General features: G+C 64.5%; 19 protein-coding genes and 1 pseudogene. 10 read left to right on the forward strand and 10 right to left on the reverse strand.

Features of this window, described 5'->3' with window-relative positions; all coding sequences use genetic code 11:
- Nucleotides 1-40: 40 nt before the first annotated feature.
- Nucleotides 41-1,288 (forward strand): oligosaccharide flippase family protein, encoded by a 1,248-nt coding sequence (locus tag CTP10_RS09355; protein WP_233528178.1) that lies wholly within the window; start codon nt 41-43, stop codon nt 1,286-1,288.
- Between the two features lie 47 nt (nt 1,289-1,335).
- Here CTP10_RS09355 and phbB read toward each other — a convergent pair whose 3' ends face one another.
- The 4 genes from phbB to CTP10_RS09375 all read right to left on the reverse strand — a co-directional run bounded on the left by phbB (nt 1,336) and on the right by CTP10_RS09375 (nt 4,404).
- Entirely contained in the window at nt 1,336-2,079 is a 744-nt protein-coding gene (gene phbB / locus CTP10_RS09360) for an acetoacetyl-CoA reductase (protein WP_116320541.1), read from the reverse strand.
- A gap of 185 nt (nt 2,080-2,264) precedes the next feature.
- Nucleotides 2,265-2,810 carry a TIGR01841 family phasin gene (phaP, locus tag CTP10_RS09365; protein WP_116320540.1) on the reverse strand — a complete coding sequence of 182 codons (546 nt, stop codon included), beginning with the start codon at nt 2,808-2,810 and terminating at the stop codon, nt 2,265-2,267.
- A 258-nt stretch (nt 2,811-3,068) separates the two neighbouring features.
- Nucleotides 3,069-3,989 carry an ATP adenylyltransferase family protein gene (locus CTP10_RS09370; RefSeq protein WP_116320539.1) on the reverse strand — a complete coding sequence of 307 codons (921 nt, stop codon included), beginning with the start codon at nt 3,987-3,989 and terminating at the stop codon, nt 3,069-3,071.
- A 67-nt stretch (nt 3,990-4,056) separates the two neighbouring features.
- Entirely contained in the window at nt 4,057-4,404 is a 348-nt protein-coding gene (locus CTP10_RS09375; protein WP_199414615.1) for a hypothetical protein, read from the reverse strand.
- 442 nt (nt 4,405-4,846) lie between these two features.
- Here CTP10_RS09375 and CTP10_RS09380 point away from each other — a divergent pair, with 442 nt between their 5' ends.
- Both CTP10_RS09380 and CTP10_RS09385 read left to right on the forward strand, forming a co-directional pair.
- Complete coding sequence (locus CTP10_RS09380) at nt 4,847-8,644, forward strand: chemotaxis protein CheB (RefSeq protein WP_158577673.1); 3,798 nt, start codon at nt 4,847-4,849, stop codon at nt 8,642-8,644.
- Nucleotides 8,645-8,780: 136 nt separating this feature from the next.
- Entirely contained in the window at nt 8,781-9,245 is a 465-nt protein-coding gene (locus CTP10_RS09385; protein ID WP_116320537.1) for a YaiI/YqxD family protein, read from the forward strand.
- A gap of 72 nt (nt 9,246-9,317) precedes the next feature.
- Here the strand turns inward: CTP10_RS09385 and CTP10_RS09390 are convergent, their stop codons facing one another.
- Both CTP10_RS09390 and CTP10_RS09395 read right to left on the reverse strand, forming a co-directional pair.
- On the reverse strand, nt 9,318-9,773 hold the full coding sequence (locus CTP10_RS09390) for a carboxymuconolactone decarboxylase family protein (RefSeq protein ID WP_116320536.1): 456 nt from the start codon (nt 9,771-9,773) through the stop codon (nt 9,318-9,320).
- A 9-nt stretch (nt 9,774-9,782) separates the two neighbouring features.
- Entirely contained in the window at nt 9,783-10,199 is a 417-nt protein-coding gene (locus tag CTP10_RS09395; protein WP_116320535.1) for a cupin domain-containing protein, read from the reverse strand.
- Nucleotides 10,200-10,286: 87 nt separating this feature from the next.
- Here CTP10_RS09395 and pdxR point away from each other — a divergent pair, with 87 nt between their 5' ends.
- Together pdxR and CTP10_RS09405 are read left to right on the forward strand one after the other, a co-directional pair.
- On the forward strand, nt 10,287-11,699 hold the full coding sequence (gene pdxR, locus CTP10_RS09400; protein WP_116320534.1) for a MocR-like pyridoxine biosynthesis transcription factor PdxR: 1,413 nt from the start codon (nt 10,287-10,289) through the stop codon (nt 11,697-11,699).
- 122 nt (nt 11,700-11,821) lie between these two features.
- Nucleotides 11,822-11,923: pseudogene (locus tag CTP10_RS09405) on the forward strand (ferritin-like domain-containing protein); the annotation flags it as partial.
- Nucleotides 11,924-12,108: 185 nt separating this feature from the next.
- Here CTP10_RS09405 and CTP10_RS09410 read toward each other — a convergent pair.
- On the reverse strand, nt 12,109-12,843 hold the full coding sequence (locus tag CTP10_RS09410; RefSeq protein WP_116320533.1) for a GntR family transcriptional regulator: 735 nt from the start codon (nt 12,841-12,843) through the stop codon (nt 12,109-12,111).
- A 126-nt stretch (nt 12,844-12,969) separates the two neighbouring features.
- Between CTP10_RS09410 and CTP10_RS09415 the strand changes: the two genes are divergently transcribed.
- Genes CTP10_RS09415 through CTP10_RS09425 form a run of 3 tightly spaced genes read left to right on the forward strand, consistent with a single transcriptional unit; the run spans nt 12,970 to nt 16,849 of the window.
- Complete coding sequence (locus CTP10_RS09415; protein ID WP_116320532.1) at nt 12,970-14,376, forward strand: class-II fumarase/aspartase family protein; 1,407 nt, start codon at nt 12,970-12,972, stop codon at nt 14,374-14,376.
- Between the two features lie 47 nt (nt 14,377-14,423).
- A complete protein-coding gene (locus CTP10_RS09420; protein ID WP_116320531.1) occupies nt 14,424-15,413 on the forward strand; it encodes a tripartite tricarboxylate transporter substrate binding protein BugD in 990 nt (329 codons plus the stop codon).
- A 29-nt stretch (nt 15,414-15,442) separates the two neighbouring features.
- A complete protein-coding gene (locus CTP10_RS09425; protein ID WP_116320562.1) occupies nt 15,443-16,849 on the forward strand; it encodes a class II fumarate hydratase in 1,407 nt (468 codons plus the stop codon).
- A 24-nt stretch (nt 16,850-16,873) separates the two neighbouring features.
- On the opposite strand, the gene CTP10_RS09430 is transcribed toward CTP10_RS09425, so the two are convergent.
- On the reverse strand, nt 16,874-17,482 hold the full coding sequence (locus CTP10_RS09430; RefSeq protein ID WP_116320530.1) for a cysteine hydrolase family protein: 609 nt from the start codon (nt 17,480-17,482) through the stop codon (nt 16,874-16,876).
- A 186-nt stretch (nt 17,483-17,668) separates the two neighbouring features.
- On the opposite strand from CTP10_RS09430, the gene CTP10_RS09435 reads away from it, so the two are divergent.
- Nucleotides 17,669-18,643: a GlxA family transcriptional regulator gene (locus CTP10_RS09435; protein ID WP_116320529.1), complete on the forward strand. Its 975-nt coding sequence runs from the start codon at nt 17,669-17,671 to the stop codon at nt 18,641-18,643.
- 6 nt (nt 18,644-18,649) lie between these two features.
- The gene (locus tag CTP10_RS09440; protein ID WP_442875075.1) at nt 18,650-18,994 is read left to right on the forward strand and encodes a hypothetical protein; all 345 of its coding nucleotides are present in this window, start codon (nt 18,650-18,652) and stop codon (nt 18,992-18,994) included.
- Nucleotides 18,995-19,015: 21 nt separating this feature from the next.
- Here the strand turns inward: CTP10_RS09440 and CTP10_RS09445 are convergent, their stop codons facing one another.
- Both CTP10_RS09445 and CTP10_RS09450 read right to left on the reverse strand, forming a co-directional pair.
- Entirely contained in the window at nt 19,016-19,399 is a 384-nt protein-coding gene (locus CTP10_RS09445; RefSeq protein ID WP_116320528.1) for a hypothetical protein, read from the reverse strand.
- Nucleotides 19,400-19,703: 304 nt separating this feature from the next.
- Nucleotides 19,704-20,807: a mandelate racemase/muconate lactonizing enzyme family protein gene (locus tag CTP10_RS09450; protein ID WP_116320527.1), complete on the reverse strand. Its 1,104-nt coding sequence runs from the start codon at nt 20,805-20,807 to the stop codon at nt 19,704-19,706.
- Nucleotides 20,808-20,904 lie beyond the last annotated feature (97 nt).

The following is a 20,904-nucleotide window of genomic DNA, read 5'->3' on the forward strand; positions in this document are numbered from 1 at the left end:
CACTTACTGACACCATTCTCGGAGAGACCTGGCAATGCGTATGCAAATCGCCCGCAACATGCTCTGGCTGGTTCTTGAGCGTGGCTTGCAGGTCCTGCTTGGCATCGTCAGCATCGCCCTGATCGCACGCGCTGTCGGGCCTGAGGGCTTTGCCGAGTTTCAGTACGCGCAGTCGCTGGTATTGATTGCGTCAGCGATCGCCCTGATCTGTTGCGATGAAGAGGTCATCCCCCGTCTCGTTGCCAACCCGGCACCGGCCGCGCAGCACAAGCTGCTGGCCCATGTATTCGGCTTACGCATAATTGCCGCGGTGACCGGCTATCTGCTGCTCGTGGTTGTCGTGGCGACGACGGAAGAGGACAAGGCCATTGTCCTGGCCGCCATGATCTTTGGCATCCCCATGTTGCTGGGCGAACCCTTCAGCGCGGTCCGTGCCTGGCTGCAGGCGCGTACCGACAGTCGCCCCGCGGTCGTTTTCGGCATGATGGGCCTTGCCTTCCGGATGGTGGGTGTCTCGGTGCTCTATATGGCCGGCTCGGACTCTGCCCCGGTTTTTGCCTGGGCTTTCGCCGCGGAGGCCATGCTCGGTGCCGTGCTGCTTGCCCGCTATTACCGCCAGCGCGCCCCCCGCGTGGCGGTAAGCATCGACTGGTCACTGGCGAGGCGGCTGCTGCGCGACGGCACGGTCTTCTGGGCGAGCATGCTGCTGATGCTTTGCGCGAAGCGCGTCGACCAGCTCCTGCTCAGGCCACACATTTCCCTGTTCGAACTTGGCGGCTATGCCGCCTCGATGCAGATTCTGGACAACTTCATGATGCTCAGCACCATCGTCGCAAGTTCGGTGGCGCCATTGATGATCTATGCCCAGCCGACCCTGGCGCTGGTACGGCGCAATGTGCTTTACGTCGCCGCCGGCATGGTCGCCCTGGGGGCGGCGGGAGGCGCAGTGCTCGCCTACTGCGCACCCTGGGTCATTGCCTTGGTCTACGGCGACCACTATGAGGCAGCGGCAGACCTGCTGCGCCTTTCCGCGATGGCGGCCGGACTGGTGTTCGCGGATGCGGCACTGTCGTTGCTGGTGATCTATCTGCGCAAGCCGAACTGGCTGGTCGAGAAATGGATCCTCGTGCTGTTCACCATGATCGTGGTGGACCTCATCATGATCCCGCACCACGGAGCGCGCGGCGCCGTCTATGGCTATATCGCCGGTTATGCGGTAGCCGTGATTGCCGGCCTCGGGTACTTTGTCCGGTCCCGTGCGGCAGTTGCGCTGGCGCGGGCGGCGTGAGCGGGGCAGTCCACCGCCTTGACAGCGACAGACTGCCCCTCCCTGCGTCAGTCCATATGCTGACCGCCGTTGATGGCAAGATTCGCGCCAGTCAGGTAGGCCGCATCCTCGGAGCAAAGGAAAGCGACCAGCCCTGCCACTTCCTCCGGCTTGCCCAGGCGCCCCATCGGAATCTGCGGCAGGATCTTGCTGTCCATGATCTCCTTCGGCACGGCCGTCACCATCTTGGTGGCCAGATAGCCCGGCGATACCGTGTTGACCGTCACGCCTTTTCTGGCGACCTCCAGGGCCAGTGCCTTGGTGAATCCATGCATGCCGGCCTTGGCCGCGGAATAGTTGGTCTGGCCAAAGGCGCCCTTGGAACCGTTGACTGACGAGATGTTGATGATCCGGCCCCAGCCGCGCTCCACCATGCCTTCGCAAAGGGGCTTGGTAACGTTGAACACGGAGTCGAGATTGGTCCTGATCACCGCATCCCAGTTTGGCTTGTCCATCTTCTTGAACGCCATGTCCCGCGTGATGCCGGCGTTATTCACCAGGACGTCGACGCGGCCGAGCTCGGCCAGGATCCGTGCCATGCCTGCCTGGCAGCTCTCGTAGTCGGCCACGTCGACCTCGTACGCGCGGATCTCGCGACCGCCGGCAGCCATGGAGGCAAGCCACTCCTGGACTTTGGTGTTGCCCGGCGAATGCGTGACCGCCACCGTATAGCCCGCGTCATGCAAGCGGATGGAGATGGCCTCTCCCAGGCCACCCATGCCGCCGGTAACCAACGCGATTCGTTTCGTCATGCTGATTCTCTCTTTTGCAAAGTAAAAAGACCCCTGGCCTGCCGGAAATGGCAGGCCGACCGAAACGGCTTATCCCAACAGCTACAGCCCCTGCGCCATGCAGCAAGGGGGAGCCGTTCGATGACCGAACTTGTTCCTGGATGGATACCGGCTATGCCGGCCCAGCGCCGCTCTCGATTCGCAGACTAGCGCTGCGTTGGCTGGCGATCCGAACCCGTAGCCGCGCCGGGGTTTACGGTGAACGTGGCGGAAGCCAGGCCGGCCAACTGCTGGCTGATGGCTTGCGCGGCGCGGTAGGATTGCGTGGCGTTATCTAATGTCGCCTGCAGCGTGGCGGAAATTCCTTCGGCACCAGCCGGGGCGTTCTTCACGAAGGCGTCGACGAAGGCCTGCACATTGCGCTGCTGCTGCTCGAACTGCTCTTCAACTGCCTTGGCCAGGTCGGCCTGGGCCTGCGTTGCGATGTCGCACACGTGACGCGCGTACTCGATGGCTTTGTCTGCAGCAGGCTGCTGCACATTACCTTGGAATGAGAGGACATCCCCGAGATCTTTGTTGGCCGAAACGGCCTGCAGAATTGCCTGCCCATCGGCCATGGCTGCCTTGGCCGCCTGCAGGTTCAGTTCCGTCAGCTTCTGGATCCCTTCGAAGGTGGTGTTCGACAGCTTGGCCAGATTGTTCAGGTTGTTCTTATGGACTGCCGCAAACTGATCGGAGGTAAAAAAGGACATGGATTGGGTTCGCCTCTTGGTAGCCGCCGGGTGTCGCCTGCCGCAAGGCTACAAGGCACCGGTCGAGCGTGGTTTCCAAACGGTTATGGCCCCTGCTGCACCGCACAAAGACCAACGCTAAGATTAGAGGACTTGTTCTAATTCAGTCCCTAGGGACTTACCAGAAGTGGAGTGACGTTCACGCTTGAATGTGGTGTAAGCGTCATGTATATAACATCTACTTACAAGATAGCGTGGCGTTGGCAGGGCACGGCGTAGCTATGCCCCCTCCCCACCCCGCTCGCCGCCTGCCGCGGCACGCCGGAGGAGATTCATCGGGCCAAGCCTCTCGACCACCTGCATCTGCGCCGCATCCCGGACGAACAACGAGCCGGCAAACGCGAGGGCATTGAGCGAGATGCCTTCCACGCACTCCCTGGCTCTGCGCACCAGCAGCAGCCCGGCTGGCATGACCAGCAGGTTGTATGGCGCCGACTGAAGCCATGCGCCATCGACATGCAGCGTCCGCACGCCAACCGAGTCGAGCAAGGCGCGGTAGCGCTCGCAGGCCGTGCGCGCCAGCTCGTGCAGTGGCGCCGCAACCAGGTCCAGTGGGGTGAATGCGTGCGCAAAGGGAAGGCCCGGGACGGCGCGGATGGCGCCTGGGGCGCCGCTGATTCGCGCCGACTGCAGCAAGGAGTCGATCGGCAGCAACGGGCTGCCTTCGGCGAGAGGCAGCGGCACGAGCTGCAGATGTTTGTGGGCCTGGCTCGCTCCCGCGGCGGCCCCGCCGTTGTAGAAGCCCAGGCTCGGGAACTCCGCCATGCAGGCAAGCAGCGCGGCAAAATCCGGGACGGTCAGTAGTGATTCCTGCGGTTCGAAGCAGCGGGTGACGATCAGCAGGTGATGCTCGATGACGTTGAACTTGTTCAGCAGGGCCACATGGTCGTCGGAGATATCCGAGACAAACAGTTCAGCGTCATAGGGCAGGAACGGATTGCCGCCGGCATTGCGCGCCTTGCGCGCCTTGTCCTTGTTCCGCAGGCTCGACACCGCGCGCACCCGGAAGCGCACGCCGCCGTCCTCGATTACCGTCTGGATGGTTTCGATCGGACATAACGCCCCGCTCTGCAGGGCGTGCGCTGTCCGTTGGACGATAGCCGGCCGAAGCGTGCCGGGCTGAAGGTGTGGATGGTGCATGTCCGCTGGCGCTCCCACTTCAGCATAGCGCCGCCGGAGGCCCCGCTCAACTGGCGAGGCCCGCGCTTCAGGGATTCTCGAAGCCGTCGCTTGTAACCGTGCAAACCTTCGAGATCATGTATCCCACGCCGGCAATTCGGTGCTGGTGGCGTGGCGCGAAGGCGTTCAGATGGGCGGTGATGCAACGGTCGATCGCCTGGCAAGCCGCGGCGTCATCGAACTCTGGCAGGAATGAAATCGAAATACCGGGTAGCTGGTAGTCGAGCAAGCGCGCCTCTGCCAGACGGGTGTAGAGATTGCCGTTGCGGAAATCCGCCGGGATGTCTTCCCATCCCGGCAGCAATTTAAGGGTGCTGCATTTCACGTCGTCTTCGGTAATGCTGTCCACGTCGGCGCGCGAGAGCGAATAAGTCATGCTGGCTACATCCTTCCAAGAACATCGCGACACGAGACAATGCCGGCAACGCGGCCCGTCTGGACCTGCGTCAGTTTCGTCATGCCTACGTTGAGTAGCCTAACGGCGCCAGGGGGCTAACCGCCATGCAAAGGATGCCAACGACTTTGCATTACATGCCACCGTCTCGATCGATGGCCCATGAAGCACCCGGGACGCGCGAGCCGGCGCCCAAACTCGGCGGGGCCGATTGGGCAAACTAAAATGCCTGAAGAGGGTGGGTATCGGCTGTCCGTTGAGGATCAACGTCTTACGTCCGCCGCACTCACATACTAAAACGCCATTGGAAGGGCCAGCGTCGGCGTCGCTCGGGCGATGAATGATCCGCAAGAGGGGATGGGGAAGGAACCTCTTCATCGGGATGGGAGCGAGGAAGCGCTATCTATTCATCATTGGAGAGAACGTGATCTATCCTGCCACCGCGGCCAACGAAGCGACGTCGAAAGCCTTTCCGTTAGTGGGCATCGGCGCCTCGGCAGGCGGACTTGAGGCGATATCGGAACTGCTCGCCGAGATACCCGCTGGCAGCGGCATGGCATTTCTGGTCGTCCAGCATCTGGATCCCACCCGGCCCAGCCTGCTCCCGGAAATCCTGGCCAAGCGCGCATCCATGCCGGTGCTGGAAGGCGCCGAAGGGATGGAAGTGGAAGCCGACCATGTATATGTCATTCCTGCGAACGCAAGCATGTCGGTTGCGCAGCGCAGCATCCGCCTGCGCGCGCGTGAGGCATCAGTGCCACCGATGCCCATCGACGACCTGCTGAGCTCACTCGCGGATGACCAGGGTCCCAATGCCATTGGCGTGATCCTTTCTGGCAGCGGCTCCGATGGCGCGCTGGGGCTCCAGGCTATCCAGCGCGAAGGCGGCATCACTTTCGCCCAGGACGAAGCGTCGGCGCTCTTCAACAGCATGCCACGCGCAGCGATCAGCCTCGGCTGCGTCGATCGCGTGCTTACGCCACGCGATATTGGCAAAGAGATGATGTTGATCGGGCGGCATCCGCATCTGCGGGCGTCTGCGGACAAGGCGCCAGACGCTCCGACCGCTCCCAACGGCAGCCTGCGCCCGATATTCCGCCTGCTTCGAAATACCTGCAACGTCGATTTCAGCCGATATAAGCCCGGCACCATCCAGCGCAGGCTGACGCGCCGCATGGCATTGCGGCAACTCATGTCCGTGGAAGACTACATCTCGGTGCTCGAGTCCGATCCAGCCGAAACCCTGGCGCTCGGACGAGACCTGCTCATCCGGGTAACCGAGTTCTTCCGCGATCCGGAAACATTCGAAGCCCTGATGCAGACCGTGTTTCCCCGGCTCGTGGCTGCCAACGAGCCTGAAGGCTCGCTCAGGATCTGGGTGCCCGGATGCTCAACAGGCGAGGAAGTCTATTCGATTGCGATTTGTCTGCTGGAGTATCTGGGTGAGCGGTGGGCGACCATGCCGATTCAGCTTTTCGGTACTGACATCAGCGGGGAGGCGCTTGAGACCGCGCGTGCCGGCAGGTACATCGAAAACATCGCGCGAAACGTGTCGTCCGAGCGTCTGGCGCGATTCTTTGTGCGCGACGGCGAGTATTACTGTGTCGACAAATCGGTGAGAGAGGTCTGCACGTTCTCGCGTCATGACTTGCTGAGCGATCCGCCATTCTCGCGGATGGACCTGGTGAGCTGCCGCAACCTGCTGATCTACCTGAGTGCGCCAGCGCAACGAAGCGTGATGCCACTCTTTCACTACGCGCTGAAGCCGGAAGGCGTGCTGATGCTGGGTCCTTCCGAAACGGTGGGCTCTTTCTCTGACCTCTTTGGCACCATCGAGAACCAACGCAGCAAACTGTACAGCAAGAAACCCTGGCTGCGGCCGCCTGCGGAGGTGCGCCTGCCGTCAACGCAGGTCCGGTCGTCCCAGACACGTCCGGCGAACGTGTCCGACAGCCGAGCCAGGCCGGACGGCGTGTCGCCGCTTCGCGCCGAAGTCGATCGCATCACGCTTGCGCGGTTTGCGCCCGCCTCGGTGCTTTGCGATGACGATCTGAATATCATCGAATATAGCGGCGATACCTCGGCCTACCTGGTCAACCCCAGCGGCCCACCCGCCAGCAACCTCCAGCGACTTGCACGGCCCGAAGTTTTCCTGGCCATCAGCGAGGCAATCAGGCAGGTGCACCAGGAAGGCCTGGCGGTACGCAAGACCGGCTTGCGGCTCGGCGCTGGCGGGTCAACCGTCGCGAGCCTCGAAGTGCAACCCGTCCAGGCCACCGGCGTTGATGGGCGCTGGTTCCTGGTCTTCTTCGAGAGCACGGCGCAAGGGGACGGCGTAGCGGCAGACAGGCAGCAGACACTCATCACGCTACTGTTGCAGACGTTGAGGCAACGGCTGGGGCGCAAGGCTACCGCCCTTGGGGCCGACTCCAGAGATGAGGAGATCGCACGACTGAACGCCGAACTGAGCGCCATGCGCGTGCAGATTCGAACCATGCTCGAAGAACATGAAAGCGCGCGCGAAGAGCTTAAGTCCAGCGAAGAGGAGTTGCTCTCGAGCAACGAGGAATTCCAGAGCACCAACGAAGAGCTGGAAACGGCCAAGGAAGAACTCCAGTCGCTGAACGAGGAGCTGTCGACCACCAACGACGAGTTGCGCTATCGGAATCATGAACTCAAGACCCTGCACGACGAGGTGGTCCGCGCGCGCGACTATGCCGACGCGATCATCAACACCATGTCCGAGCCGCTACTCGTGCTGGAACCCGATCTGCGTGTGACTCGGGCCAATCGCGCTTTCTACCACACCTTCCAGACCATCGCCGACGATACCATCGGCACTTCCCTTTACACGCTGGGTAACGGACAGTGGAATATCCCCAGCCTGCGCGAGCTGCTCGAGAAGCTGCTGCCCGAGCGGATTGTCGTACGGGATTTTCAGATCACCCATGATTTCCCGCGCATTGGGACGCGCACAATGCGCCTGAACGCCGCACGGGTTCGCGGGCGCGCGCATGAACTGATCCTGCTGACCATCGAGGACATTACCCAGCATCAGCTCGCGGTGGAACGACTCGAGACCGCCGATCACCAGAAGGACGAGTTTCTTGCGATGCTGGCTCACGAACTGCGCAATCCGCTGGCGGCAATCGGCAATGGTCTCGAGATCTGGGGGCGTGACAATGTTGACCCGCAGACACAACGGCGGGCGCGGGCGGCGGCCAGGCGCCAGCTGGATCACGAGATCGGCCTGGTCGATGACCTGCTGGATGTTTCCCGCATAACGCACGGCATCATCAAGCTCAATCCAAAGCCCCTCGATCTGGCCGAGATTGTGCAACACGTCGTTGACACGATGCGCGCGGAAATAGACGCGCATCGGCACCAGCTGGTACTTTCCCTGCCCCCGTCAATGGCCCTTGTGATCGAAGGCGATGCCATACGGGTCGAGCAGATTGTGACCAATCTGCTGGGCAACGCCATCAAGTACACGCCACCTGGCGGCCTCATCAAGGTCTCGGTCGAACACGATGGCGACAACGCGGTGCTGACGGTTGCCGACAACGGCATCGGCATGACAGCGGACTTCCTGCCCACCATCTTTACCATCTTCGTGCAGGGAGATTCGTCGCTGGACCGCAAGTCTGCGGGTCTGGGGCTGGGTCTGGCACTGGTACACCAACTGGTTCAGTTGCATCATGGGACCGTGCAGGCTTCGAGCGATGGCCCTGGCCGGGGCAGCACGTTCGTGGTCCGGCTTCCGATGCTATCGCAAGCGATTACGCAGCAAGGCGCCCCAACGGGTGTGGAACCGGTCGTTCCCCAGGCCGCGCCGAAGCGGATTCTCGTGGTGGACGACAACTCCGATGCGGCCGACAGCACAGCGATGTTATTAAGGCTCGACGGACACGAGGTCGAGGTCGCCGGCGATGGTCCATCGGCCTTGCAAGGCGCAGCGCAATTCCGGCCGGACGTCATCCTGCTCGACATCGGGCTACCGGAGATGGACGGCTACGAAGTAGCCCGGAGGCTACGCACGATGCCGGATTTCGCCAATACGATGCTGATCGCGCTTAGCGGATACGCCGGGCAAGAATATCTTGACCGTGCAAGACAGGCAGGTTTCGACCACCACCTGGTTAAACCTGCGGACCTCGCCCGGTTGAACCAGTTGATCTCATCCGCCGCCACGTCTCAACATCGAGTGGACAACGCGTCGTAGCAACAAGAGGGACTTCACCTGCCCAGCGACGGGCGCCGGCGAAACAGTGATTCCGGCCCGCCGGCCGACGTTCATTCCCTGCTTGACGCCCGCAGGCGGTAACATGAGCACCCCGCCCTCAATTGGAAGTACCGCGATGCAAGTACTGGTTGACGCAGACGCCTGCCCGGTTGTCGTCAAGGATATGTTGTATCGGGCCGCGCAACGTGTCGAAGTGTGCGTCACGCTGGTTGCGAACCAGTATATGCGCACGCCGCCTTCCCGCTTTATCAAGTCACTGCAAGTCCCGGCTGGGTTCGACGTCGCCGATGACCGTATCCTCGAGCTGGTTGGCAGCGGTGACCTCGTCATTACGGCGGACATAGCTCTTGCCGCCGCTGCCCTGGACAAGGGCGCCCATGTGCTCGACCCACGAGGAAGCTGGTTTAGTCGTGAGAATATCCAGGAGCGCGTGACGATGCGCGAAGTGATGGACCAGCTCCGCGCCTCGGGCATCGATACCGGCGGACCGGCGCCGTATGCCCCACAGGACAGCAAGGCGTTCGCTGGCCAGCTGGACCGTTTCCTTGCACGCCATGTGCCACCAGGTGCCGTCCCCTGAGGCGTGCCAGCCACGGCAACGCAAAACTTCGCGTCAATAGATCGCGCACTGGCAGTCACGGGGTAAGGCCAATCAGCCTTTCGCCGCCAGCACGGACTCGGGGGCGCGGCGGAAGCTGATGGCGAGCCGGTTATAGGCGTTCATCAGGCCAATAGCCATCGTGAGGTCGGCGAGTTCCTTCTCGTTGAACGCCGCCGATGCGGCGTTGAAGTCCTCGTCTGGCACGTGGGTGTCCGCCACCCGGGTGACCGACTCGGTCCATGCCAGTGCAGCCTGTTCGCGGCTGCTGAACAACGGCCCCGCTTCACGCCACGCTTGCACGAGCGCCAGCTTCCCGGGCGTAATGCCCTTCTTGATCAGGTCACGGGTATGCATGTCCAGGCAATAGGCGCACCCATTGATCTGGCTCACGCGCAGATAGACCAGTTCGACGAGGACGTCTTCGAGGCCCGATTGCATGACATAGCCGTAGACCCCGCCAAATGCCTTCACACCGCCAGGCGATGCCTTGGTGTAATCCAGTCTCATTTCAAACTCCTACTTGTCGTTGATGGTCAGTTCCTTGTCGTCTGAATCGACGACAAACACGGCGAGCAGTTTTGCCGGCCTGGTCTTGCTCGCATTGCGGCTCACCGGATGGCGTGAGCCCGGCTCTTCGAAGAAGCTTTCACCCGCCCTGTACACGCGTTCCGGCTCGTCGTTCACCTTGCTGGCGACGCTGCCAGAGACGACGTATGCGTAGATGAATGACGACCTGGCATGGGTATGAGGATGCGAAGCGCCTCCGGGCGGATAGAGGACCTCCACGGCGATGAGCGACTTGCCCGGGATATTGGGAATCGCCCGGGAGAAATTCGGCTTGACCGTATCGCCGACGGTGTGAGCAGCGGCAGCCCCGGCAAAGGCCATGCTCGTAGCCGCCACGAGCGCGAGAAGAATGCGTTGAAGTTTCATGTTTACCTCCTGGGAGACTAGAATCATCCTCTCCCGCAGGTTCATAAAAAAGAACCAAAAATCCAAATTCTTTATGCACCAGACGCTATGAGAACCCTGGCCCTGAAGCTTGACCGTGCATCCAGGACTTCGCTGGCGGAGCAGATTCGGCTTGGCATCACGGGTGCCATTGAGAAGGGGGTACTCGTTCCCGGTGCCAGACTGCCCTCCTGGGTGGATCTAGCAGCACAGCTTGGGGTGGCTCGAGGCACCGTCAAGACTGCGTATGATCGGCTGACCGATGCACAACTGGTGGTTTCATCCCGCGCTGGCGGAACCAGAGTCTCTGAGCATGCTGCCGTGGCGAGCCCAATCACGGAACGTGCGCGTTCCATCGAGTCCGATCTGCGATCCGAGCTGTACCAGCATTTCCTGCCCGGCCCCGCCGTCTTTCAAATGGGCGTGCCGGCATCGGACTGCTTCCCGGCGACATTGTTCTCGCGGCTGCGAGCCCGTGCGGCACGCGATGAAGTCGAAGCGCCTGCAGCGTATCCAGACCCGAGAGGCGAACATGAACTCCGTCGAGAGATCGCAGCGCACCTGGCCCTGGCACGCGGCATTGAATGCCAGCCCTCGCAGGTTTTCATTACGGCGGGATGTTCGGGGGCGCTCGGTGTGGCGCTGCGAGTGATTCAGGCCGAAGGCCTGAAGGCATGGGTCGAGAACCCGGGTTTTCTCCCCAGCCGCAGGGCATTGGAGATTTCCCGGCTCACGACGGTGCCCATTCCGGTAGACGAAGACGGCATGGATGTCGGCTACGGCGAAGTGCTTGCACCGGATGCCGCCGTGGCTTTGGTCACCGCAGGACAACAGGCGCCGCTGGGTCCGACCTTGTCGCTCGCGCGTCGAGTGCAAATCCTCGAATGGGCCACACGCACGGGTGCCTGGATCATCGAAGATGATTACCTGGGTGAACTCCAACTGACACGCCGCGCGGCTCCCGCACTGGCGTCGCTCGATCGTGCGGGGCGGGTGATCCATATCGGGTCGTTCAGCAAGACGATCAGTCCGACGCTGCGGCTTGGATTTGCCGTGGTGCCGCCCGGCCTGTTAGCCAGGTTCGATGAAGCCGTGGCGTGCCTGGCTTCGGCACCCGGACCTGCAGTGCAAATGGCGACTGCCGAGTTCATGCGGGATGGACACTATATTCGACACCTGCGTCGCATGAAACGCATTTACGCGGGCCGCAGCCAGGCACTGCTGGCCGCGGTGAGATCCAGGGGATTCCACGCCTACGCGGCGGGGCTTGCCGTGGTGGCAAGGCTTCCCGATGGCGCCGACGACAAGAGGATCGCGCGGGAAGCCTACGCCTACGGGCTTGCGCCCGCCCCATTGTCGGGGTGGTATTGCTCGGCGGCTACGCAGCGATCGGGACTACTCCTCGGTGTTGCGACAGCGATCGAACATCAGCTGCCGGCCGCCTGTGATCGCTTGCAACACCTGGTCAGGAAATTCTCCTAGCGCCAGGTCACTGGCAACACGCTGGACGGGTGCTACACGATTGGGTGGTACACGATTTCTTCAGGTTTTTGGTACTTTTTTCAGGCCCAACGAACCGACACAATCCTGTTCACCGAATCGGAATCACGGAATGGTCCGCCCTGCCCGCGACCGAGATATTCCTGCGTGACAACCGCCACGATTCCGACTTTTCGGCGTTCATGAGCCTCTGGTTCTTCGAGGAGCCGGTGCAGGACCTGAACCGCTACCGCAGGGAGCTGCTAGCAAGCGCTCAGGCTGACTAGCAAATTGGCAGCCGCAGGAGGCCATCGTTCGCTTGGCGCGCGGCCGGCCTGCCGAAGGTGGTGCAAGTCGTCGAGCGCCATCGATCGCGAAGGCACGGACCATTTCTTACCGGCTTCGCTGATCCCTACCCCGCCGAGCGCTGCAAGCGCATCGAAACAGAAAAGCTGTCGGCGGGGTGCACGGTCACCGAGACTTCGAAGGTCTCGCCGGCGGCGTCCAGGTAGCGACGCACGATCTTCAACGCGGCCGCGCCCGCTTCCAGCCTGAGCGCTTCGGCCATACGCCGATCCGCGATCGCAAACGCGCGCACGTCCTGGTGGATCTCCGCGATCTGCCGGTCATAGCGCGACTCCATCAGCGTGCTGACGAGCATGTCCGGCGACGCGCGCACCAGTTCGCCAAGCTCGGCATAGACGGGATCCACGTAGATGTCGGTCCATGCCATCGGCGTGCCGTCCTCGCCGCCATCCATCCGCAGACTGGAAATCCGCAGCCAGCGCGCACCCGGCTCGCAGCCGATCTCGGCCGCCACCTCGGCGGTCACCGCGACCTCATCCACCGACTGCACCACGCGCAGGTGCTCGGCGGCGAACTGCATCAGGTCGTCCACCGACGCCAGCGAGGGCCGGAACACCGGCCGCGGCCGCGCCGATTCCACGCGCGTGCCCACGTTCTTGCGCCGCGACACCAGCCCTAGCTGCTGCAACTCCTGCAGCACCGCGCGAATGGTGTAGCGGCTGGCCTGGTACTGCTCGCACAGCTCGAATTCGGTGGGCAGCAGCGATCCGACCGCGTAGCGGCCGGATGTGATGCCCTCGATAAGTTGCCTGCTGATCTCTGCCGGATTGGTTTTGCTCATGACCGCCTGCCCGCGGCCTCGTCGGAAGCGGGTTTACCCTCCTTTTCTAAATATGTTCGAACATATTTAATGACGGATATGTTCGAACATATTAACGAACTGCCCTCTTCACCTCAAGGTAGCAACATGACCCTGTTCTCTGCCCCCACGGCCAGCACCGTTGTTGACTCGATCCTGTTCCGCGATGCCTTCGGTACCGCCGGGATGCGCCAGATTTTCTCCGATGTGGCCCTGATCCAGCGCTATATCGACGTCGAGGTCGGACTCGCCAAAGCCGAGGCCAGGGTGGGCGTCATCCCCGCGGAAGCGGCCGAGGTCATCGCCCGCGAGTCGCGCCTGGAGCGCATCGACTTCGACCACATGCGCGAGGAAACCGACATTGTCGGCTATCCGATCCTGCCCCTGGTACACCAGCTGGTGGCAATGTGCGGCGACGCCGGACGCTACGTGCACTGGGGCGCCACCACGCAGGACATCATGGACACCGCAGTCGCGCTGCAGGTGCGCGACGCGCTCGACAGCGTCGATGCCGATATCCGCGCGCTGCGCGGCATCCTGGCCGACCTGGCGGTCAAGCACCGCGACACGCCGATGGCCGGCCGCACCCACCTGCAGCAGGCGCTGCCGGTGACCTTCGGCTACAAGGCGGCGATCTGGCTGGCCATGTTCGACCGCCACCAGCAGCGCCTGGCCGAGTTGCGGCCGCGCGTGGCCGTGGTCGAGTTCGCCGGCGCAGCGGGCACGCTGGCATCGCTGGGCGCAGAAGGTGACGGCAAGGCGGGCGAAAACAAAGGCTTCGCCGTGCAGGAAGCCCTGGCGCAGGAACTGGGCCTGGGCGTGCCGGCCACCACCTGGCACGTGGCGCGCGACGGCTTTGCCGAAGCGGTCAACCTGCTCGCGCTCATCACCGGTTCGCTGGGCAAGATCGCGCTCGACATCATGATCATGGCGTCGACCGAGTTCGCCGAGGTGTACGAGCCCTTCGTCAAGGGCCGCGGCGCCAGCAGCACCATGCCGCAGAAGCGCAACCCGATATCCAGCGAGCTGATGCTGGCCGCTTCCAAGGCGGTGCGCCAGCACGCGGGCCTGATGGTCGACGCGATGGTGCAGGACTTCGAGCGCGCCACCGGGCCGTGGCATGCGGAATGGATCGCCATCCCGGAGAGCTTCATCCTGACCGCCGGCGCGCTGCACCAGGCCAGGTTCGCGCTGGGCGGCCTGATCGTCGACGCAGCGCGCATGAAGCACAACCTGGGTATCACCAACGGCCTGATCGTGGCCGAGGCCGTGATGATGGGGATGGCCCCGCATATCGGCCGCCAGCAGGCGCACGACGTGGTCTACGACGCCTGCCGCACGGTCAACGAGCACGGCGGCACGCTGGCCGACGCGCTGGCCGCATTGCCGGCCGTCACCAGGCATTTCGACCGCGCCGCCATCGACCGGATGACCGATCCGGCCAACTACCTCGGCCTCGCGCCGCAGATGGTCGACCGCGCCGTCGCGCTGTCCCGCGAGCAATCCGCGGCCTGAGGCAGCAGGCCGGCACACATCATCAAATTCAATCAAGGAGACAACCCATGAACCCCATCAGCAAAGTGGCCGCCTGCGCGGCCCTGGCATTCGCCACGGCCGTGGCCGCCACCCCGGCGCTGGCACAGGCCTGGCCCAGCAAGCCGATCACCTGGATCGTCCCGTTCGCCGCCGGCGGCCCAACCGACGCGCTGGCGCGCACCATTGCCGAGCGGGTCTCGCGCGAGGTCGGCCAGTCGATCATCATCGACAACTCGCCGGGCGCCGGCGGCACCGTCGGCACGGCGAAGGCAGCGCGCGCGCCGGCTGACGGCTACACCATGCTGGTGGGACACATGGGCTACATGGGCGCCGCGCCGGCGCTGTACAAGAAGCTGTCCTACGACCCGGTGAAGGACTTCGCGCCCGTGTTCCGCTTCCCGGATACGCCGATGGTGCTGATGGTGCGCAAGGACCATCCCGCCAAGACCGTGCGCGACCTGGTCGAGTTCGGCAAGAAGAACCCGGGCAAGCTCAACCTGAGCAACGCCGGCATGGGCTCCACCTCGCACCTGGTGGCCGCGCTGTTCGCGGCGTCGGCCGGCATGCAGGTATCGCTGGTGCCGTACAAGGGGGCCGGCCCGGCGCTGATCGACGTGATCGGTGGGCAGGTAGACGGCATGTTCGACCAGACCAATACGGCGCTGCCGCAGATCACCGAGTCCAAGGTGCGGCCGCTGGCGGTGACGTCCGCGACCCGCGTGGCGCAGCTCAAGGACGTGCCCACGCTTGCCGAATCGGGGTTGCCCGGCTTCGAGGCCAGCACCTGGTACGGCATCTACGCGCCCAGGGGCACGCCGCAGCCCGTCATCGACAAGATGCAGCAGGCCTACCTGAAGGTCATGGCCGACAAGGCCTTTACCGGCAAGATGACGGCGCAGGCGATCCAGATGCTGCCGCCCGAGCAGTACACCGCCAGCGCGCTCGGCAAGCACACCCAGGCCGAGATCACGCGCTGGAAGGCAGTGGCGGCCAAGGCCAATATCTCACTGGACTGAGCGCTGAAATGAACGCTGGACTGAACACCATGACAGCATATCGCGTAGAGCACGACGCCTTCGGTCCGGTCGACATCCCCGCCGACCGCTACTGGGGCGCCCAGACGCAGCGGGCGCTGGCGATCTTCGAGATCGGCGAAGAGCGCTTTCCCGACTGCCTGCTGCATGCCTTCGGCGTGCACAAGATCGCGGCGGCGCGGGCCAACCTGCGTTGCGGCGCGATCGACGCCGCCATCGCGGAGGCGATCGTCGACGCGGCCGCGGAGCTGCGCTGCGGCCGCTTCGACAGCCATTTCCCGCTGACCATCTGGCAGACCGGCTCGGGCACGCAGACCAACATGAACGCCAACGAGGTCATCGCCAACCGTGCCAACGAGCGGCTTGGCCAGCCGCTTGGCACGCGCGCGCCGGTGCATCCCAATGACCACGTCAACGCGTCGCAGTCCTCCAACGACAGCTTCCCGACGGTCATGCACCTGAGCGCGGTGCTGGAACTGGAAGACCGGCTGCTACCTGCCCTGGTGCTGCTGCGCGACACCCTGCGCGAGCGTGCCCTGGCCTTTGCCGATGTGCTCAAGATTGCGCGCACGCACCTGATGGACGCCGTGCCCATGACCATGGGGCAGGCGTTCGACGGCTTTGCCGCGCAGGTCGACAACGCCATCGAGCGCGTACGCGGCACCCTGCCGCGCCTGCTGGTGCTGCCGCAAGGCGGCACCGCCGCCGGCACCGGCCTGAACGCGCCGGCGGGCTTCGCCCAGGCCTTTTGCGAGGAAGCCAGCGAGCTGACGGGGCAGGCGTTCCGTCCCAATCCCTGCAAGGTCGAGGGCATGGCCGCGCACGATGCGCTGGTCGAACTGTCGGGCGTGCTTAACGTGGTCGCCGTTTCCTTCACCAAGATGGCCAACGACCTGCGCTGGCTGGGCTCGGGCCCGCGCTGCGGGCTGGGCGAGCTGGTGCTGCCCGACGATGGCCTGACTTCGTCGATCATGCCCGGCAAGCGCAATCCGACCATCGCCGAGGTCGTCGCGCAGGCCGCCATGCAGGTCGCCGGCAACCACGTCACCGTGACGATGGCGGGCGCCTCCGGCAGCTTCGAACTGAACGTGGCCAAGCCGGTACTGATCTACAACGTGCTGCAGTCGATCCGCGTACTGGCCGACGGCGCGCACGTCTTTGCGCTGCGGCTGGTGCAGGGACTGGCGGTGAACCCTGAACGGCTGGCCAGCAACCTGGACAACCCGCTGCTGGCGGTCACCGCGCTCAACCCGGTATTGGGCTATGACCGCGCGGCGCAGATCACCAGGCTCGCGCAGGCACAAGGGATCTCGCCGCGGGAAGCGGCGGTCGCGCTGGGACTGCTGAGCGGCGAAGCGTTCGACCGGCTGGTGGATCCGATGCGGCTGGCCAAGGGACATTCCAACGGGCAACAGTAGGCAGGCGACCGCCCATCCCCGCGGTCAGGCCACCGGCAGCCTGAGCACCTGCTCCGTCGTCAGCACATCGCCAAAGGTGTCCTCGATGCTCGCCAGCGCGGCCTGGTGCAGGTCGCGATGCCGCACCACGCCGCCGGCCCGGTCAAGGTCGCGCGTCGCGCAGGCGTCTTCCGCCACGATCACGCCGTAGCCCAGCGGCACCGCATCGCGCGCGGCACCCGCGACGCAGGCATGCGTCATCAGCCCCGTGATGACCGGCGTCTTGATGCCGGCGGCCTTGAGGCGCTGGTCCAGGTCGGTGGTAGGGAACACGCTGACCGAAGTCTTCTGCACCACGGTGTGGTGGCCCGCGGGCTGCAGGTCCTGATGGAACGCCGCGCTGGCGCCCTGCTCCGCGAAGACGGGGCTGCCCGCCGGCGCCAGGTGCTGGACGTGGAACACGGGAATGCCGGCGGCGTCCGCATGCGCCACCAGGCGCCGGGCGTTGCCTAGCGCGGCCGCGCCGTCCGGGATCGGCAGCTTGCCGTCGAAGTATTCGTTCTGGAAGTCGATCACCAGCAGCGCGGTGCTGGCGGCTGCGATCGCGGTCGGGGCGCTGGCACCGGCCAGGGTGCGGATCGTCGGGTGTGTCATCGTTGTCCTCGTTATCTCGTTGTCTGCTTCGTGATGGGAAGGAGAGCGCGCTTGCCTGGCGGGATTGCCGCCAGGGCCACATCGCTGCACGCAGTTTCCAACGACTGCCGCCGCCCGGAAAGCGTCCCGATGGACAACATCCGCTAGAATCGGGCCAACTTTCAGAGCCCTGCTTGCGAGGACGCGATGCACACCGTCGCCGTGATTGCCTTCGAAGGCATCAGCCCGTTCCACCTGTCGGTGCCCTGCATCGTGTTCGGCGACGATCTCGCCATGCTGGGGGTGCCGCGCTACCGGCTGCTGATCTGCGGCGAGCAGACCGGCCTGATCCGGACCATGTCGGGCTTCCGCATCGAGGTCGAGCACGACCTCCGCGCGCTGGAACAAGCCGATACCGTGATCATGCCGGCCTGGCGCGACCCGGCGGAACGCCCCTCGCCGGCCTTGCTGGCGGCACTGCAGGCGGCCAGCGCCCGCGGCGCGCGCATCGCCGGGCTGTGCCTGGGCACCTTCGTGATCGCCGAGGCCGGCCTGCTCGACGGCCGGCCGGCGGCCACCCACTGGGTCTGGGCCGATGACTTCGCCGCGCGCTATACCAGGGTCCGGCTCGACCGCCGTTCGCTGTATATCGACGATGGCAGCATCCTCACGTCGGCCGGCACCGCCGCCGCGCTGGACTGCTGCCTGCACCTGGTGCGCCGCGACCACGGCGCGGAAGTCGCGAACCGCGTGGCCCGCCGCATGGTGGTGGCGCCGCACCGGCATGGCGGGCAGGCGCAGTACATCGAGCAGCCGCTGCCGCAGGCGGCCGGCGCCGACAAGCTGAGCACCACGCTCGACTGGGCCATCGAGCACCTGGAACAGCCGCTGACGCTGGACCTGCTGGCCGACAAGGCAGGCATGAGCCGGCGCAATTTCACCCGGCGCTTCAAGGCCAAGACCGGCACCACGGTGACGCAGTGGGTGCTGAACCACCGGCTTACCGCGGCGCAGCGCCTGCTGGAGACCACCAGCAAGAGCGTCGACGTGATCGCCGGCCTGGTCGGGTTCGGCTCGGCGGTTTCCTTGCGCCAGCACTTTGCCCAGACCTTTGCCATTTCGCCCTCCGCCTACCGCAAGCAGTTCGGCACCACGGCGCCTTCAGGCCGTGCCGCGGCATAACTCGTCATGAACCGCTTTTTCCGCCTCCGCTTTATGCCCTGCTGCATCGGCGCCGTTGCCCTTGCGCTCGCCGGCACCGCCCATGCTGCGACCGATATCGACTGCGACCCGTCGGCAGCGCCCGCGGGCCGCGTGCCCTCGCAGCGGCTGATCTGCGAGTCGGCGCTGTTTTCGATGGGCTACCAGCGCATCCATGCCGATCAGCAGCGGCAACTGAAGGCCGGCACGATCACCGAGGCCGAAGTCGCCGCATTCCGCAAGAAGCGTGACAGCTGCGAGACCGCGGCGTGCCTCGACAACGTGTTCCGTGAATGGCGGACGTTCGCGGCGCAAGCCGGCGGCAAGCGCTGAAGGCCGCGACTGCCGGGGCCCTCAGAAGTTCGTCTCGATCGCCATCCTGGCGCCGTCCGGCACCTGGTTCGGAATGACCCGGTGTGCAAGGATCTCGTAGTCCCGGGCAGCCGCCACTGACGTGGGATTCACCAGCCGCTTCGGGCCGCCCAGCCAGGCGAAATGATCCTTGCCGTCGTCACTGCTGAACCAGGCAAAGTCGCCGATGCGGTCGAGGCCACGCTGCACCATCTTCAGCAGCGCCAGGGCTTCTTCTGAAACACCCAGGTGCCGTCCTGTGTCATGGATGACCGTGGCCAGGTTGCGGAGCTTGTTGGTGGTTGAGGTGCCTTCCCCGTTCGCCTGGTCAGGCACCAGTTCGACAACCAGAATCCCTTTGTGTGCGGTGATGCGTGCTTGATGCATGGCTTCTCCCAACGGATGCAGGTCCCCTGTCGGCCAGATGCAATCAACAAGCAAGTTTGCTGCCAGGCCTTGCGGGATGTGCAGCGTACCTGCCTTACATGACAATTCTGGGTGTGCGGCGCGGGAATCGACAGCCGGCGAGGTCGCCAGGCCACTCGCGCGCGGGTGTGGCGGAATGGGCGTGGTGTTGGTACCCGCCGTGGACTTCCCGGAAACCGTTGGGCCGCAAGCAACTTTGTCTGCGTTGGCTTGCCAGCACAACACAGGCACGGAACTGGTGCGCGCGTTGTTCGGGGTGAACCTTTCAGCCGACCTGGTAGCGCCGGATTACCTCCGGATCCGGATCGATACCCAGCCCCGGCCCGTCCGGCACCCGGATCATCCCGTCGCGCGGCACCACCGCATCGCCGAGCACCGGGGCCTCCATGTCAAAGTAGCGCCATTCGATCATGGCGCGCGCATCGCCCAGCGCCGCCGTGGCATGGATGCTGGCCAGCAGCCCGGGGCCGTCATAGAAGGTATGGACCATCACCTGCGTGTTGTGCGCCTCGGCCAGCGCGAACACCTTGCGCAGCGGGCTGATGCCGCCCATCTTGGCCGGGCTTGGCTGGATGACGTCGACCGCGCCAGCGCCAAGCATCTGGTGGAAGTCCGTCAGCGTCGAGGCATTCTCGCCTGCGGCAACGGGAATGCCGCATTGCCGGCGCAATGCCGCAAGGCCTGCGTAGTTCTCCGGCGGCCACAGCGGTTCTTCGAGCCAGCGCAGCGCCAGCGGCGCCAGTTCGCGCGCCATGTCGATGGCCTCCGCCAGAGACCAGGGGCAGTTTACATCCAGCGTGATTTCGATATCCGGCCCGGCCGCCTCGCGCGCGGCCCTGATGACGCCCAGGTCGACCTCGTGCAGCTTGACGCTGCGGTAGCCGTCGGCGATCGCGCGCTGCATGTTGGCAGCGATCGTCTCACGGTCGGCGTAGCGGATCAGGCTGGCATACGCCGGCAGGCGATCCCGCTGCGCGCCGCCCAGCAGCCGGTGCAACGGCATGCCGGCGGCCTTGCCGCAGATATCCCACAGCGCGATATCGAGCGCCGACAGCCCGTACATCAGGGCGCCGCTGCGCCCGAAGACGTGAAACCGGCGCTGCAGGTCCAGGCTCAGCGCCTCGGGCCGCGTGGCATCCCTGCCGATGCACGCCGGCGCCAGCAGTTCGTCGAGCGCCGCCTTGACCATCGGGATGCCGATAAAGCCGAAGGTTTCGCCCCAGCCCACGATGCCGTCGTCAGTGGTCACCCGGACCAGCAGCGAATCGGCGGCCTGCAGCCCCGCCCCGCCCCACACGCCGGCGGCGGAGACTCCGCCGACCGTGAACGGCACGCGCAGCACGATGGTGTCGATCGACGCAATCTGCATGGCTCGTCTCCCGCTGCCACTGCAGCCTTGGGGGACCAGCTGGCTGCATGGCTGCGTTCACTATAGGCAAGCGTACGTTAGCCCGCCCGCACCTGAG

This window comes from Cupriavidus sp. P-10 (assembly GCF_003402535.2).
GTDB lineage: Bacteria > Pseudomonadota > Gammaproteobacteria > Burkholderiales > Burkholderiaceae > Cupriavidus.